12 protein-coding genes are annotated in these 14444 nt (G+C 72.2%); 6 read left to right on the top strand and 6 right to left on the bottom strand.

What is annotated here, in order from left to right; translation table 11 throughout:
- Positions 1–5 precede the first annotated feature (5 nt).
- The 3 genes from ACH4S8_RS20375 to ACH4S8_RS20365 form a co-directional block, all read right to left on the bottom strand.
- A complete protein-coding gene (locus ACH4S8_RS20375; RefSeq protein WP_398395830.1) occupies positions 6–1016 on the bottom strand; it encodes an LLM class F420-dependent oxidoreductase in 1011 nt (336 codons plus the stop codon).
- Positions 1017–1131: 115 nt separating this feature from the next.
- Positions 1132–1932, bottom strand: coding sequence for a hypothetical protein (locus ACH4S8_RS20370; protein WP_398395828.1), 801 nt, complete (start codon positions 1930–1932; stop codon positions 1132–1134).
- Between the two features lie 172 nt (positions 1933–2104).
- Entirely contained in the window at positions 2105–3076 is a 972-nt protein-coding gene (locus ACH4S8_RS20365; protein ID WP_398395826.1) for an N-acetylmuramoyl-L-alanine amidase, read from the bottom strand.
- A 199-nt stretch (positions 3077–3275) separates the two neighbouring features.
- On the opposite strand from ACH4S8_RS20365, the gene ACH4S8_RS20360 reads away from it, so the two are divergent.
- Entirely contained in the window at positions 3276–4019 is a 744-nt protein-coding gene (locus tag ACH4S8_RS20360) for an SAM-dependent methyltransferase (RefSeq protein ID WP_398395824.1), read from the top strand.
- Positions 4020–4066: 47 nt separating this feature from the next.
- On the opposite strand, the gene ACH4S8_RS20355 is transcribed toward ACH4S8_RS20360, so the two are convergent.
- Together ACH4S8_RS20355 and ACH4S8_RS20350 are read right to left on the bottom strand one after the other, a co-directional pair.
- Positions 4067–4717 (bottom strand): class I SAM-dependent methyltransferase, encoded by a 651-nt coding sequence (locus ACH4S8_RS20355; protein ID WP_398395822.1) that lies wholly within the window; start codon positions 4715–4717, stop codon positions 4067–4069.
- A gap of 415 nt (positions 4718–5132) precedes the next feature.
- Complete coding sequence (locus tag ACH4S8_RS20350; RefSeq protein ID WP_398395820.1) at positions 5133–6659, bottom strand: MFS transporter; 1527 nt, start codon at positions 6657–6659, stop codon at positions 5133–5135.
- A gap of 305 nt (positions 6660–6964) precedes the next feature.
- On the opposite strand from ACH4S8_RS20350, the gene ACH4S8_RS20345 reads away from it, so the two are divergent.
- The 5 genes from ACH4S8_RS20345 (at position 6965) to ACH4S8_RS20325 (ending at position 13582) form a co-directional block, all read left to right on the top strand.
- Positions 6965–9292 carry an acyl-CoA dehydrogenase gene (locus tag ACH4S8_RS20345; protein WP_398395818.1) on the top strand — a complete coding sequence of 776 codons (2328 nt, stop codon included), beginning with the start codon at positions 6965–6967 and terminating at the stop codon, positions 9290–9292.
- A gap of 9 nt (positions 9293–9301) precedes the next feature.
- Positions 9302–10495 (top strand): lipid-transfer protein, encoded by a 1194-nt coding sequence (locus ACH4S8_RS20340; protein ID WP_398395816.1) that lies wholly within the window; start codon positions 9302–9304, stop codon positions 10493–10495.
- Between the two features lie 229 nt (positions 10496–10724).
- Positions 10725–12143, top strand: coding sequence for an MFS transporter (locus tag ACH4S8_RS20335; protein ID WP_398395935.1), 1419 nt, complete (start codon positions 10725–10727; stop codon positions 12141–12143).
- A gap of 51 nt (positions 12144–12194) precedes the next feature.
- Positions 12195–12737, top strand: a complete 543-nt coding sequence (locus ACH4S8_RS20330) for a SigE family RNA polymerase sigma factor (RefSeq protein WP_398395814.1) — start codon at positions 12195–12197, stop codon at positions 12735–12737.
- On the top strand, positions 12734–13582 hold the full coding sequence (locus ACH4S8_RS20325) for a hypothetical protein (RefSeq protein WP_398395812.1): 849 nt from the start codon (positions 12734–12736) through the stop codon (positions 13580–13582). Before ACH4S8_RS20330 ends, ACH4S8_RS20325 begins: the two co-directional genes overlap by 4 nt.
- Positions 13583–13701: 119 nt before the next feature.
- Here ACH4S8_RS20325 and ACH4S8_RS20320 read toward each other — a convergent pair whose 3' ends face one another.
- A complete protein-coding gene (locus tag ACH4S8_RS20320; protein ID WP_398395933.1) occupies positions 13702–14334 on the bottom strand; it encodes a response regulator in 633 nt (210 codons plus the stop codon).
- Between the last annotated feature and the right edge of the window lie 110 nt (positions 14335–14444).

Here is a 14444-nt window from a genome sequence, read left to right as displayed (position 1 = left end):
TGCTCCTAGGAGTTCAGTTCGGCCAGCACGCGCAGGGTGCGGGGGTCCGGGGACAGGACCAGCAGGTCGGTCACCGGGCCCTTGCGCCACGACTCCAGGCGCTCGGCGATGCGTTCACGCGGTCCGACGAGCGAGATCTCGTCCGCGAAGGCGTCCGGGACCGCCCGTACGGCCTCCTCCCGGCGCCCTTCCAGGAACAGCCGCTGGATCCTGCGGGCCTCCTCCTCGAAGCCCATGCGGGCCATCAGATCGGCGTGGAAGTTGCGGGCCGCGTGCCCCATCCCGCCGATGTAGAAGCCGAGCATCACCTTGACCGGCAGCAGCCCTTCGGCCACGTCGTCACAGACCTGGGCGCGGGCCATCGGCGCGACCAGGAAGCCCTCCGGCAGGCCGGCGAGCGAGGCCTCGTACGCCTGAGGGCGCGTCGGTGACCAGTACAGCGGCAGCCAGCCGTCCGCGATCCGGGTCGTCTGCGCGATGTTCTTCGGCCCCTCGGCGCCCAGCAGGATCGGCAGTTCGGCCCGCAGCGGATGGGTGATCGGCTTCAGCGCCTTGCCGAGTCCCGTGCCGTCGGAACCCCGGTAGGGGTGGGAGTGGAAGCGGCCGTCCAGCTCGACCGGCCCCTCGCGTCTGAGGACCTGGCGAACGACGTCGACGTACTCCCGGGTCGCGGTCAGCGGCGACTTCGGGAACGGCCTTCCGTACCAGCCCTCGACGACCTGGGGCCCCGACAGACCGAGGCCGAGCATCATGCGCCCGCCCGACAGATGGTCGAGGGTGAGCGCGTGCATCGCGGTGGTGGTGGGGGAGCGGGCGGCCATCTGGGCGACGGCCGTGCCGAGTCGGATGCGCGTGGTCCGCGCGGCGATCCAGGTGAGCGGGGTGAACGCGTCCGAGCCCCAGGACTCCGCGGTCCACACCGAGTGGTAGCCGAGCCGCTCCGCCTCGACGGCGAGCGGGACATGGTCCGCCGAAGGGCCGCGACCCCAGTAGCCGAGCGCGAGACCGAGTCGCATGCCGCCTCCAGAACCAGTGGTCTGACGATCCGTCAGTTACGTGGGGTGCTGCGACTGTACGACAACGGCCCCCCGCCGGAAAGGGCGAGGGGCCGTCGCGCGAGCGATGGGCGGATCAGCCGCGCTGGATGCCCGAGCTGTCCTGGAGCACACCACGACGACCGTCCTGCGTCTGCGCCACGATGGTCGCACCGCGCTGCTCGACGGCCAGGTACCAGGTGCCCGGCGCCAGTTCGGCGATCGGCGTCTGCGCGCCGTCCTCCGAGAACAGCGGCCGCGCGACCGGGACGGCGAACCAGAACGGCGAGAAGTCCTGGGCCGGGGCCTGCGTCTGCGGCACCGACGGCTGGCCCGGCTGTCCGCCGAACGACGGCGCGGGCTGCGAGGGCTGGGCACCGAAGGGCTGCTGGCCGGGCTGACCGGGCTGCGAGGCGCCCGGGTAGCCGTAACCACCCTGCGGCTGACCGCCGTAGGGCCCCGGGGCGTGCGGGGTCGGGGCACCCATGAGGGCGGCCTGGAGCGCGGGAACGAGCGGGGTCGCGACGGCCGCGCCGGCCAGGGCGAGGGCCGCGATGAAGCCGAGGATGAGACCGGCTGCGGCGCTGGCGTTGTCCCCGACGTCCACGAGCGACCAGAACTGGGTCCACGCGACGAGGATCGTGAACGCCACGCCGACCGTGCCCAGGTCGAGCCCGAGAACCTTGCGCGGCTGCGGCAGGCAGCGGTTGACGACGATCAGCGCGGCGCCGATGACCCCGCCCATGTAGATGCCGAGGCCTTCGCCGAGGTTGTCCCAGGCGTTCACGTCCAGGTTGAACCCGGAATAGGAGTAGAGCTTGAGGAACGACGCGATGAAGAGCAACACCGCTGCTCCGATCACCACGCCGTCGCCTCGAGTGAGGGAGCGGATATTCACTTCAGGTCCTTCGTCAGTCGTCTCGTCATCGGTGAGGCATCGCTGTGCACCGTGTCGCCGACATGGTGCCGCCGTCGGAACTCGGTGTGAAGCGCGGGGGATGGCCCTTTATCGTACGGACGACACTATCGCCCGGACGATCAGGGTGTCGCCGGGTTGTTTCCGTAGATCACTACCCGTGCAGGAAACCAACGATTCCTTCAGAGATCCCCCGTGCCGCTTTCTCACGCCAGGCGCCACTGGTGAGCAGCGCAGCGTCCTTCGTATCGCGCATGTTGCCGCACTCGATGAACACCTTCGGAACCGTTGACAGATTGAGACCGCCGAGATCCTTACGGACCACCAGTCCGGTGCCGTCACCGACGTAGTTGGAGGGCGCGCTGCCCGTCTCGCGGACGAACAGACCCGCGATGTGCTCGCCGAGGTCGCGGGAGGCGGCCACGATCGGGCGGGTGTCGGCGGCGCCCGCGTGCACCGACGCCGGGAGGATCACATGGAAGCCGCGGTTGCCGGCCGCCGATCCGTCGGCGTGGATGGAGACGACCGCGTCCGCGTGCGCCGCGTTGCCGACACGGGCCCGCTCGTCGATGCAGGGGCCGAAGGAGCGGTCGCCGTCCTGCGTCAACTTCACCGTGGCGCCCTGCTTCTCGAGGATGGCCTGCATCCGGTGCGCGACGTCGAGCGTGAACCGGGCTTCCGTGTAACCCGCGTTGGTCGACGTGCCGGTCGTGTCGCACTCCTTCCAGTTCGTTCCGATGTTCACCTTGCGGTTGATCTCGGACGCGTGCTGGAAGTTGTTCGGGTTGTGCCCCGGGTCGATGACGATGACCTTGCCCTTGAGCGAGCCGGATCCGGAGGCGGCGGGCGCCGAGGAGGAGGACGCCGGGGCCGACGGCGTACCCGGCTTGGTGTCGTCCGTCGCCGAGGCGGACGGACGCGGGCGGGAGGGGGTGGCGGAGCCGGGCGTGGGGGACGACGCGGAGACGGTCCGGCCGGACCCGCCCCCCTCGTGGTCTCCCACGGCCTGCCACACCAGCCAGCCGGCCAGCGCGCCGGGCACGAGCGCGGCGAGCGCGACGGTGAGCGGTCCGCGCCGGGAACGGCGAGGCTGGGGCGGTTCGAAGTCTGGGCCTACGTACGACACGTCAGTCACCCTACCGGCTGTCCACAGCGCACATCGGGAATCACCGGAAGTTGAAATCCCAGGTCAGAGGCATCGAAGCGCATCACGCGCACCCGGTTTGTGAGACACGGGTCATGTGGGGCGGCAGTCGTGCCGGAGGGATCCGGGACAGGACGAAAACGAGGTGCGCGCGCCCCCTCGCAGTTGACAGGCTGCGCCGGTGAACCGTGAACAGATCTCCAGGATCGCCCACACCGAGCACCCGATAAAGGCTCCGGTCGACGACGACTCGGTGCGCCGGCTGTTGCGACGCGGCGTTCCGCGTGGCGACGAGCGTGTGCTCGACCTCGGCTGCGGCGGCGGGGAGTGGCTCCTGCGGGCCCTGGCCGCGAACCCCCACCTGTACGCCGAGGGCGTGGACCTCTCCGAGGACGCCCTGGAACAAGCCCGCCTCGGGGCGATCGAACTCGGCGTCCAGGAGCGCCTCGTCCTCCACCACGAGAAGGCCGAGGACTTCGTGTCCGCGCGGCCGTTCGACCTGGTGCTCAGCGTCGGGGCCACGCACGCCTTCGGCGGTCTGCTCCCCACCCTCGCCGCAGCGCGGAGCCACCTGGCTCCCGGCGGACGGGTGCTCATCGGTGAGGGGTTCTGGGACCGTGCCCCGTCCCAGGAGGCCGTCGAGATGTTCGGGGACCTCGCCGACCTCGCGACCACCGTGGACCGCGTCGTCGCCGACGGGTGGACCCCTGTCGACGGGCATGTCAGCACACGCCGTGAGCTGGACGACTACGAATGGGCCTGCTGGGGGTCACTGGCCTCATGGGCTCTGGACCACCCTGCCGATCCGGACAGCCCGCACCTGCTCACGACGGCCACCGCCCGCCGTTCCGAATGGCTGCGTGTCTACCGTGACGCCTGGGGCTTCGTCTGCCTGATCCTGCGCCGGACGTCCGACCGCCCCTGAACCTCCGAGCCGGCCCTGGACCTCCGAGCCGGCCCTGGACCCAGGCCCTAGATCCCCGGTCCGGTTCGCCGCAGGACGCGCAGCGAGTCGGTCACCGCGATCTCGGTGAACGCGCCCGATTCCAGGGCCCGGAGGTAGACGCGGTAGGGGGCCTGGCCGGTGAACTCGTCGACGGGGTCCGGGAACACGTCGTGGATGACCAGGAGGCCGCCCTCGGCCACATGGGGCGCCCAGCCCTCGTAGTCGCCGCTCGCGTGCTCGTCGGTGTGACCTCCGTCGATGAAGACGAGGCCGAGGGGGGTGCCCCAGAAGGCGGCGATCTGCGGCGAACGGCCGACCAGCGCGACCACGTGGTCCTCCAGACCCGCCCGGTGAAGGGTGCGGCGGAAGGTGGGGAGCGTGTCCATCAGGCCGATCTCCGGGTCGACCGTGGACGGGTCGTGGTACTCCCAGCCCGGCTGCTGCTCCTCACTGCCCCGGTGGTGATCGACCGTGATCGCGGTCACCCCGGCCTCGCGGGCCGCGTCGGCGAGCAGGATCGTGGAACGGCCGCAGTAGGTGCCGACCTCCAGGAGCGGCAGCCCGAGCCGTCCGGCCTCGACGGCGGCCGCGTGGAGCGCGAGTCCCTCACCGCTCGGCATGAACCCCTTCGCGGCCTCGAAGGCGGCGAGGATCTCGGGCTTGGGTGCCGCGGACATGGGTTCCTCCAACGGTGCGAACAAGGGGTACCCGGAGCATCGTGCACCACACCGTTCCTCAAGACTGAACAGGGGTGGTCTCATTCAGCCGCACGCCCCGAACGGTCTTGAGCGCACTGGTCCCCGGCGTACTCAACCCCGGGGCGGCGACACGCATCCTGTGCGTGGTCCGGTCCCGAGAGGCCAGCTCCCTGCGCGACCTGGCCAGACAGGTACGGTCAGAGGCGACGAGGAGGCCCCGGACCATCTCTCCGGTGGAACGGGGGCCCCGCACGCCGACGCCGTACCAGGCGTCCCAAGTCGCACGATCACGCTAACCCAGTCGGCCTAGGACACCGCAAGCCCGCAAGTCGACCATCACACCATCGAGCTAATTCGACCTTGTGTGCACTGTCCAACGAGCGGTGTGCAGGTGTCAGGCCGTGGCGTCGGCGTTCTCGCCCGGGAGCGACGGGGCGAGGGCGGCCGACCGGTCCTCGCCCGTGCGCGCCCGCTCCAGGGCCGCGTCCTCCTCGCTGCTCGCGACCAGCGAGGGCTTGGTGGCCGGGCGGCCCGGCAGGAAGAACGCCATGACCAGACCGGCCGCGACGGCAACCGTGGCGATCACGAACGACACCCGGAAGCCGTGCATGGTCGGGATCGCGACCCCGCCGACGTGGTGCGCCGTGTTGGCGAGCACCATGCCGATGACGGCGCTCGACACCGACGTGCCGATGGAACGCATCAGGGTGTTCAGGCCGTTGGCCGCGCCCGTCTCCGAGGCCGGGACGGAGCCGATGATCAGGGCGGGCAGCGAGGAGTAGGCGAGGCCGATGCCCGCGCCCAGGATCACCGCGATGACCAGCGACTGCCAGGCGGCGTTCATCAGGCCGAGACCGGCGCCGTAGCCGATCCCGATGATCACCATGCCGATGATCAGGGTGACCTTCGGGCCGTACTTCGCGGACAGACGGGCGTACACGGGGGCGGTGAGCATCATCGTCAGGCCGAGCGGGGCCACGATCAGACCCGCTCTCACCATCGACTGCCCGAGGCCGTAACCGGTGGCCGTCGGCAGCTGGAGCAGCTGCGGCAGGACCAGGGAGACGACGTAGAAGGAGACGCCGACCATGATCGAGGCGAGGTTGGTGAAGAGGACCGCGGGACGGGCCGTGGTGCGCAGGTCGACCAGCGGGGCCTTCAGGCGCAGTTCCATCGCACCCCACAGCAGGAGCACGACGGCCGAGGCGCCGAACAGGCCGAGCGTGGTGGGGTCGGTCCAGCCCCAGTCGCTGCCCTTGGTGATCGGCAGCAGGAAGAGCACGAGTCCGGCGGACAGGCCGATCGCGCCCAGCACGTCGAAGGTGCCCTCGGCGCGCATCGGGGACTCCGGCACGGCGAGGAGGGTGAGGACGATGGAGAGGACGCCGAGTCCCGCGGCGCCGTAGAAGAGGGCGTGCCAGTCCGCGTGCTGGGCGACGAGGGCCGCGGCGGGCAGCGCGAGTCCGCCGCCGACGCCGATCGAGGAGCTCATCAGGGCCATCGCGGAGCCGAGCTTCTCGCGGGGCAGCATGTCGCGCATCAGGCCGATGCCCAGCGGGATCGCGCCCATCGCGAAGCCCTGGAGGGTACGGCCGGCGATCATCGGCAGCAGGGTGCTGCTCAGTGCGCTGACCAGGGCGCCGACCACCATCACGGACAGGCTGGTGAGCAGCATGCGCCGCTTGCCGTAGAGGTCGCCGAGGCGGCCCATGATCGGAGTGGCCACGGCGCCGGAGAGCAGGGTCGAGGTCAGGACCCAGGTGGCGTTGCTGGGCGCGGTGTCCAGGAGCGTCGGCAGGTCCTTGATGACCGGGACGAGCAGGGTCTGCATGACCGCGACAACGATGCCCGCGAAGGCGAGCACCGGCACGGTCGTGCCGCCGGGCCTCCGCGCGGTGCTGCCGGTCGTCGTGTGCGTCATTGCGAGGGGCCTCCAGGCCGTAGGAAAGGCAGCTCTCGGGAGAGCGAAGGGGTGGGGTGGTCCGTGCGGACGCGGGGACGGTCGGTCGGGTGATCCAGGGGGATGCCGGGACGTCGGTCGGGTGGTCCACGCGGGTACGTGCAGGGGGAACCCGGTGCGCCTGGGCAACTATTCCGATGCTTCGGCGTACTAACGAATTCTTGACCGGTCCATGGGTATCTGACCTACCGTCATAATGGAACGTGTTCTAGTCTGGCGCGGATCCACGCACCTTGGGCCTGTGGGGAACCTTCGGGGAGGCATGCATGGGCATCGCGGTCACGCCGGAGCAGGAGGAGCTGGCCGAGGCCGTGCGCGGCTGGATCGACCGCGCCGTGCCGGCCGGGGAGGTCCGCAAGCTCCTGGACGCCCCGGCCTGCGGCAGGCCTCCGTTCTGGGACGCGCTCGCCGCGCAGGGGCTGCTCGCCGTGCACCTCCCCGAAGCCTGCGGCGGCGGTGGCGGCGGCCTCGTCGATCTCGCCGTCGTCGTGGAGGAGGCGGCGCGGGCCGCGCTGCCCGGACCGTTCGTCGCGCACGTCCTGGCCGCCGCGGTGCTGGCGGCGGAGCGCGCGGGTGGAGCGGGTGGAGCGGGTGGAGCGGGCGAGTCGGGTGACACGGGTGAAGGGGTCGATTCCGTACGGGGGTCGGGTCGCGCCGATCTCTTGCGGGCGCTGGGGTGCGGGGAGCGCGTCGGCGCCGTCGCGTTCGGCCCCGGCACCCTGACGGCCCGGGTGGCGGACGGCGGATACGTGCTGGACGGGACGGCGCCGCCCGTACTGTCCGGCGCCGACGCGGACGTGCTCGTGCTGGCCGCGACGACCGACGGGCCCGGCCACCGCCTCGACGTGCGCGCCGAGGCCGCCCGAGCCCTCGACGCGGGCGCCGCTCCGGGTGCGGGCGCCGCTCCCGACGCGGGCGCCGCGCCCGGCGGCACGCTGTGGCTGGTGGCGGACGCCGCCGATCTGGCCGTCCGGCCGCACGAGAGCGCCGATCCGACCCGGGCGACCGCGGAGGTCCGGGCGTGGGGCGTGCACGTCCCCGCCGGCCGCGTCCTCGCGGTCGGCCCGTCACTGGTCCGGGACCTCGCCGCCGTCGTGCTCGCCGCGGACGCCTGCGGCACCGCGGCCTGGTCGCTGGACACGGCCGCCGGGCACGCCAGGGTCCGCGAGCAGTTCGGCCGTCCCATCGGGCACTTCCAGGGCGTCAAGCACCTGTGCGCCGACATGCTGCTGCGGCTGGAACAGGCGCGGGCGCTCACCTGGGACGCGGCGCGCGCCGCACAGGAGGCACCCGGCGTACGGGAGCTGGCGGCCTCGCTGGCGGCCGGTACCGCCCTCGAAGCCGCCTGCTCCTGCGCCAAGGACTGTGTCCAGATCCTCGGCGGCATCGGGTTCACCTGGGAGCACGACGCCCATCTGTATCTGCGCCGGGCCCTGGTGGCGCGGCAGCTGCTCGGTGCGGGGAGCGGACACCTGCGGCAGGCGGTGCGGCTCGCGCGGGGCGGTGTGCGGCGGGAACTGCGCCTGGAACTGCCGCCGGAGGCGTCCGGGCACCGGGACGAGGCCCGTGCGGTGATCGGCCGGGTGCGCGGACTCGGTCCGGCGGACGCCCGCCGGTCCCTCGCGCCCACCGGGTACGCCGCCCCGCATCTGCCCCCGCCGTACGGCCTCGGCGCTGGTCCCCTCCAACAGCTCGCCGTGCAGCAGGAGCTGGCGGCGGCCGGGGTGCGGATCAGCGACCTCGGGATCGCGACCTGGGTCGTGCCCTCCCTCATCGCGCACGGGACCCGCCGGCAGCTGGAGCGTTATCTGCCGCCCACCCTGCGCGGCGACCTCCTGTGGTGCCAGCTCTTCTCGGAGCCCGGCGCCGGCTCCGACCTCGCCTCGCTGCGGACCCGCGCCGAGCGCACGGCCGACGGGCGCTGGCGCGTCAACGGACAGAAGGTGTGGACGAGCGCGGCGCAGTGGGCCGACCACGGGATCCTCCTCGCCCGGACGAACCCGGCCGCGCCCAGGCACCGGGGGCTCACCTACTTCGTCGTCGACATGAAGACCACGGACGGCATCGACATCCGTCCCCTGAAGGAGATCACCGGAGACTCCCTCTTCAACGAGGTCTGGTTCGACGACGTGCTGCTGCCCGCGGACGCGGTCGTCGGCGAGGTCGACGACGGCTGGCGGGTCGCCCGCACCACGCTCGGCAACGAACGCGTGCACATGGCCGACCAGTTGACCTTCGACACCGGCCTGGAGGCGCTGATCGCGGCCGACGTCGACAGCGCCCGGCTGGGAGCGCTGCTGGCCGAGGCGCACGCACTGGCCTGCATCGGCCTGCGCACCACCCTCCGCCGGGTCTCCGGGGTGGAACCGGGCGCGGGCGCCTCCGTCCGCAAACTCGTGCAGACCGCGCATCAGCAGAAGGTCGCCGAACTCGCCCTCGAACTCCTCGGCCCGGAGGGCGCGTTGTGCGAGGGCCCGGGCGAGCGGGCCGTGCACGGGTTCCTGCTCTCCCGGTGCCTGACCATCGCGGGCGGCACCACCCAGGTCCAGCTCAACGTCGTCGCCGAGCGCCTGCTCGGCCTGCCGCGGGACTAGGAGCGCGCCATGAGGACGTACGTCGCCGGTGTCGGCATGACCAGGTTTGAGAAGCCCGAGACCCGGGAGTGGCAGTACTGGGACATGGTCCGGGAGGCCGGTACCGATGCCCTGGCCGACGCCGGGATCTCGTACACGGACGTGGAACAGGTCCCCGTCGGCCACTGCTTCCAGCCGTCCACCGCCGGTCAGCGCGCCGCCTACGAACTCGGGCTGACCGGCGTGCCGGTGTACAACGTCAACAACAACTGCGCGACGGGGGCGAGCGCGTTGATGCTGGCCCGGCAGTTCGTGGAGGGCGGCATCAGCGACTGCGTCCTCGCGCTGGGCTTCGAGAAGATGAAGCGGGGATCGCTCGGATCGGGCGCCGACGGCGGGGACTTCGCCACGTCACCCGTCGCCCGGCACTACGGGATCATGGCCGCCCGGCACGGCTTCGAGATGTCCCCGCCCACCGCGCAGATCTTCGGCGACGCGGCCCGCGAGCACATGGAGCGGTACGGCACGACCGAGGCCCAGCTCGCCGCCGTCGGCGCCAAGAACCACCGCCACTCGGCGCACAACCCGTACGCCCAGTTCCAGGACGTGTACTCCGTCGACGAGGTCCTCGCCGCCAAGGCCGTGCACCGGCCGCTGACCCGGCTCCAGTGCTCGCCCACCTCCGACGGGGCCGCCGCGGCCGTCGTCGTGTCCGAACGGTTCGCCGAGCGGCACGGGCTCCAGGACCGGGCGGTCGAGATCGTCGCCCAGGCGATGACCACCGACACCGAGGAGTCCTTCGCCTCCGGCTCCTGCATCGACGTCGTGGGCCTCCCGATGTCGAGGGAGGCCGCGCGCCGGGTGTACGAGCGCTCCGGGCTCGGCATCGAGGACGTGGACGTCGTGGAGCTCCACGACTGCTTCTCCGTCAACGAACTGCTGACCTACGAGGCGCTCGGCATGTGCGCGGAGGGGGAGTCGGGCCCCCTCGTGGAGTCGGGAGCCACGACGTACGGCGGACGCTGGGTGGTGAACCCCTCCGGCGGGCTCATCTCCAAGGGCCATCCGCTGGGCGCGACCGGAATCGCCCAGGTGGCCGAACTCGTCTGGCAGCTGAGAGGGCAGGCCGGGGCGCGGCAGGTCCGGGGAGCGCGGGTCGGGCTCGCGCACAACATCGGACTGGGCGGCGCGGCGGTGGTCACACTGCTGCGCGCGGGAGCCTGACCGGGCCGGCCCCGGGGCGGGTAGCGGACCTGGGGCCAGGACGCGGACCTGGCTCAGGTCCGGGCCGGTGACTCGCGCTTTCGCGCGGGTCCTGGGATCGAGGGCGGTCCCTGTGTCCTCGCCGGCGCGCAACTCCCGCGTCCGCGCGGGTCCTAGGTCCCGTGCCGTACGCCGGCCTGCGCCGAAATCCCGATGCAAGGAGCGTAAGCGGGTTGAGAGCATGACACTCATGCTCCGAGCCGCCGAAGACACCCGGATCTCCCCCCGTACCGCCCCACCCACCTGGATGGTGATCGCGCTCGCGTGTGCCGGACAGTTCCTGGTCGTCCTGGACGTGTCCGTCGTCAACGTGGCCCTGCCCTCCATGCGGGCCGACCTCGGGCTGAGCGCCCCCGGACTGCAGTGGGTGGTGAACGCCTACTCGATCGCCTTCGCCGGATTCATGCTGCTCGGCGGGCGGGCCGGTGACCTCTACGGGCGCAAGCGGATGTTCCTGGTGGGGCTCGCGCTCTTCACGCTCGCCTCGGCCGCCGGGGGCCTCGCCCAGGAAGGCACGCAACTGCTGCTCGCACGCGCCGCGCAGGGCCTCGGGGCAGCGGTCCTCGCGCCCTCGACCCTGACGCTCCTGACGTCGGCCGTCCCCGAGGGCGCCGCACGCGCGCGGGCCATCGCGACCTGGACCGCCGTGGGCGCGGGCGGCGGCGCGGCGGGCGGACTCGTCGGCGGGCTGCTGGTCGACGGGCTGTCGTGGCGCTGGGTCCTCCTCGTCAACGTGCCCGTCGGCGCGCTCGTGCTGGCGGGCGCGGCGTCCCGGCTGACGGAGAGCCGGGCCGGGGACGGACGACGGCTCGACCTGCCGGGCGCGCTCCTGGTGACGGCGGGACTCGCGACCCTGGCGTACGGGATCGTGCAGACGGAGGCCGAGGGCTGGTCCGCGCCGGCGACGCTCGTACCGCTCGGCGCGGGAGCGGCTCTCATCGGGGTCTTCCTGGCCGTCGAGGCCCGGACCGGGGCGCCGTTGATGCCGCTGAAGCTGCTGCGGCTGCGGTCGGTGGCGTCGGCGAACGCCGCCATGTTCGTCTCCGGCTCGGCGATGTTCTGCATGTGGTTCTTCATGACGCTGTACGCGCAGAACGTGCTCGGGTACTCGCCGCTGGGCGCGGGCCTCGCCCTGGTGCCGAGTTCGCTCGCCGTGGTCGTCGGCTCGAAGTCGGCGCCACGCCTGATGCCGGTCGTCGGCGCGCGCAACGTGGCCGTCCTCGGCACGCTCCTGGCCGCCGCCGGATTCGGCTGGCAGTCGACCATGACGGCCGACGGCCCGTACCTCACGGCGATCATGCTCCCCGGCGTCCTGATGATGGCCGGCGCCGGTCTGGCCGCGACCCCGCTGGCCGCGCTCGCGACCTCGGGCGCGTCGCCGCAGGACGCGGGGGTGGTCTCGGGCCTGGTCAACACCTCACGGGTGATGGGCGGTTCGCTGGGACTCGCGATCATGTCCACGATCGCGGCGACCCGTACCGGGGACAGCGTCCTGGGGGAGGACCTGACCGCCGGGTACGCGCTGGCGTTCCGCGTCAGCGGTGTGATGCTGCTGACCGGGGCCGTGCTGATGCTTCTGTGGCTGCCGCGGAGAATCCCCCGGCGGTGAGGCAACGAAATCCGGTGCCCGCGGACTCCTTCAGTCATCTAGGAGGTGCTCATGGGGGATCGGAAACAGGCTCGGGACGCGGAGTTCCAGAGCTTCGTCGTCGGCCGCTGGCCGCGGCTGATGCGTACGGCATTTCTCCTGACGGGGGAGCAGCACGCCGCCGAGGACCTGGTCCAGACGACGCTGGAGCAGGTGTACGTGGCATGGCGCAGGGTCGGCTCGGCGGACGAACCGGAGGCGTACGTACGGCGCGTGATGATCAACGCGCACGCACGCAGACACCGCAGGAAACTCAAGGAGTTCCTCGCGCCGAAGGACGACTCGGGGCTGAGCCGCGAGGTACCCGACAGCAGTGACCCGATCGGCCGCGCCGACGACCGCGGCGCCCTGATCACGGCACTGGCCGGGCTGCCCCCGCGCCAGCGCCAGGCGGTGGTCCTGCGCTACTGGGAGGACCTGAGCGAGAGCCAGGCGGCCGAGGCGATGGGCTGCTCGGTGGGCGCGGTGAAGAGCAACGCGGCCAAGGGGATCGCGAAACTCCGTGTCGTACCGGGCCTGGTGGACGCGGTGACGGACGGAGGGCGGAAGCGATGAGCGCGAACCGGGAGACGAGTCACGACATGGCGACGGAAACGGACATCGCCCTCCTGCTGGCCCAGGCGGCGGACGAGGTCGAGATCGGCATGGCCCCCTACCAGGCGGTGCTGCGCGGCGGCCGGCGCCGCAAGACGCGCCGCTGGGCGACGGCGGCAGCGGCGGCCCTGGTCATCGCGGGTTCCACGGGGACGCTGGCGCTGGCGGGGGGTACGGGTACGGACGACGGCGGCAGGAGGGTCGCGCCGGCCGTCACCGCGCCGTCGACGCCGAAGCATCGGCACGTGTACGAGCCGCGGATGACCATGGTGGCCAGCGCGCGGGACAACGGGAAGGACTGGAGCGTCACCGTCGTCACCTGGGGCGCACCGAAGAACGAGGCGGAGGCGCAGTACCAGCGGAGCCAGATGAGTGAGTACGGCCTCACGCCGACGGGCACCGAGACCGCCTCGGACCTCATCGGCAAGAGCTGGATCTTCGTCCGCCTCCTCGTGGAGGACGGGCCTTCGACGACGATTCAGGACGGACCGGCCGACAAGAGCGACGCGGACGGGAGCACGGACCTCGAGGTCTCCTCGAGGCCGCTGGAGACGGGCCGGCCGGGTGCGGCGGGGAGGGCCGAGCGGCTGGTGATCGGCAAGGCCGATCCGACGGTCCGGGCCCTCACCTGCACCTGGGACGACGGAACGTCGGTCCCGGTTCCGATGGCCGGCGCGGGTGACGGTTTCGGCCTGGACCTCAAGCCGATGATCCACCGGGTCGCGGGTTCTCCGGCCAACTGGTTCGTGTGCCTGGCCCCGGAGGGCAGGAGTTACAAGAGCGTGCGCGTGGATTCACTGACCTGAGAGGGGGCGGTCGGAGCGGCGCCCGGCGGGCGCCGCCGGCCGGCCGGGCACAGGCGGAGGCCGCCGATGACCGGAAGGGCCGTCGGTCGAGGGGCCGCGGGGGCGCCTTCCGCGGCCCGCTACAACCACCCCTGCTGACGGGCCTCACGCATCGCCTCCATGCGGTTGCGGGTGCCCGTCTTGCCGATCGCGGACGAGAGGTAGTTGCGGACCGTCGACTCGGAGAGGTGCAGCTTGCCGGCGATGTCGGCGACGGTCGCGCCGTCCACGGAGGCCTTCAGCACGTCGCACTCGCGGGCCGTGAGCGGACTGGGCCCGGCGCTCAGCGCGGCGGCGGCGAGCGCCGGATCGATGACGGTCTCCCCGGTCAGCACCCGCCGGATCGCCTCGGCCAGTTCCTCCACCGGCCCGTCCTTGACCAGGAACCCGGCGGCACCCGCCTCCATGGCCCGCCGCAGATAGCCGGGGCGGCCGAAGGTGGTGAGGATCAGCACCCGGCAGTCGGGCGCCTGATCGCGCAGTTCCGCGGCGGCGTCCAGCCCGCTCATCCCCGGCAACTCGATGTCCAGCAGGGCCACATCGGGCCGGCCGACCAGCACCGCGTCCACGATCTCGTCCCCCGCGGACACCTGCGCGACCACCTCGATGTCCGGCTCCATCCCGAGCAGCAGGGCGAGCGCCCCGCGCATCATCTGCTGGTCCTCGGCGAGCAGGACACGGACGGACTTGGCGGGCCGGTGGTCCCGGGGCATCTCGTTCACGCGGCCAAGCGTAAGGCGGGACGGGCGCCGGGCCGGTCGTCGTGCGCGCTCCGGCGGCCCCGGAAAAATCGTCCTCGGCCGGGACCGCGCGTCTTGACGGC

It is taken from the genome of Streptomyces sp. NPDC021080, from assembly GCF_044333225.1.
Lineage (GTDB): Bacteria > Actinomycetota > Actinomycetes > Streptomycetales > Streptomycetaceae > Streptomyces.
This window is presented reverse-complemented; position numbering and strand designations above follow the sequence as displayed.

Coding starts and splice junctions, on each gene's coding strand:
- ACH4S8_RS20375 (WP_398395830.1), bottom strand. CDS start 1,016: ATGCGACTCGGTCTCGCGCTCGGCTACTGGGGTCGCGGCCCTTCGGCG.
- ACH4S8_RS20355 (WP_398395822.1), bottom strand. CDS start 4,717: ATGTCCGCGGCACCCAAGCCCGAGATCCTCGCCGCCTTCGAGGCCGCG.
- ACH4S8_RS20350 (WP_398395820.1), bottom strand. CDS start 6,659: ATGACGCACACGACGACCGGCAGCACCGCGCGGAGGCCCGGCGGCACG.
- ACH4S8_RS20345 (WP_398395818.1), top strand. CDS start 6,965: ATGGGCATCGCGGTCACGCCGGAGCAGGAGGAGCTGGCCGAGGCCGTG.
- ACH4S8_RS20340 (WP_398395816.1), top strand. CDS start 9,302: ATGAGGACGTACGTCGCCGGTGTCGGCATGACCAGGTTTGAGAAGCCC.
- ACH4S8_RS20335 (WP_398395935.1), top strand. CDS start 10,725: ATGCTCCGAGCCGCCGAAGACACCCGGATCTCCCCCCGTACCGCCCCA.
- ACH4S8_RS20330 (WP_398395814.1), top strand. CDS start 12,195: ATGGGGGATCGGAAACAGGCTCGGGACGCGGAGTTCCAGAGCTTCGTC.
- ACH4S8_RS20325 (WP_398395812.1), top strand. CDS start 12,734: ATGAGCGCGAACCGGGAGACGAGTCACGACATGGCGACGGAAACGGAC.
- ACH4S8_RS20320 (WP_398395933.1), bottom strand. CDS start 14,334: ATGCCCCGGGACCACCGGCCCGCCAAGTCCGTCCGTGTCCTGCTCGCC.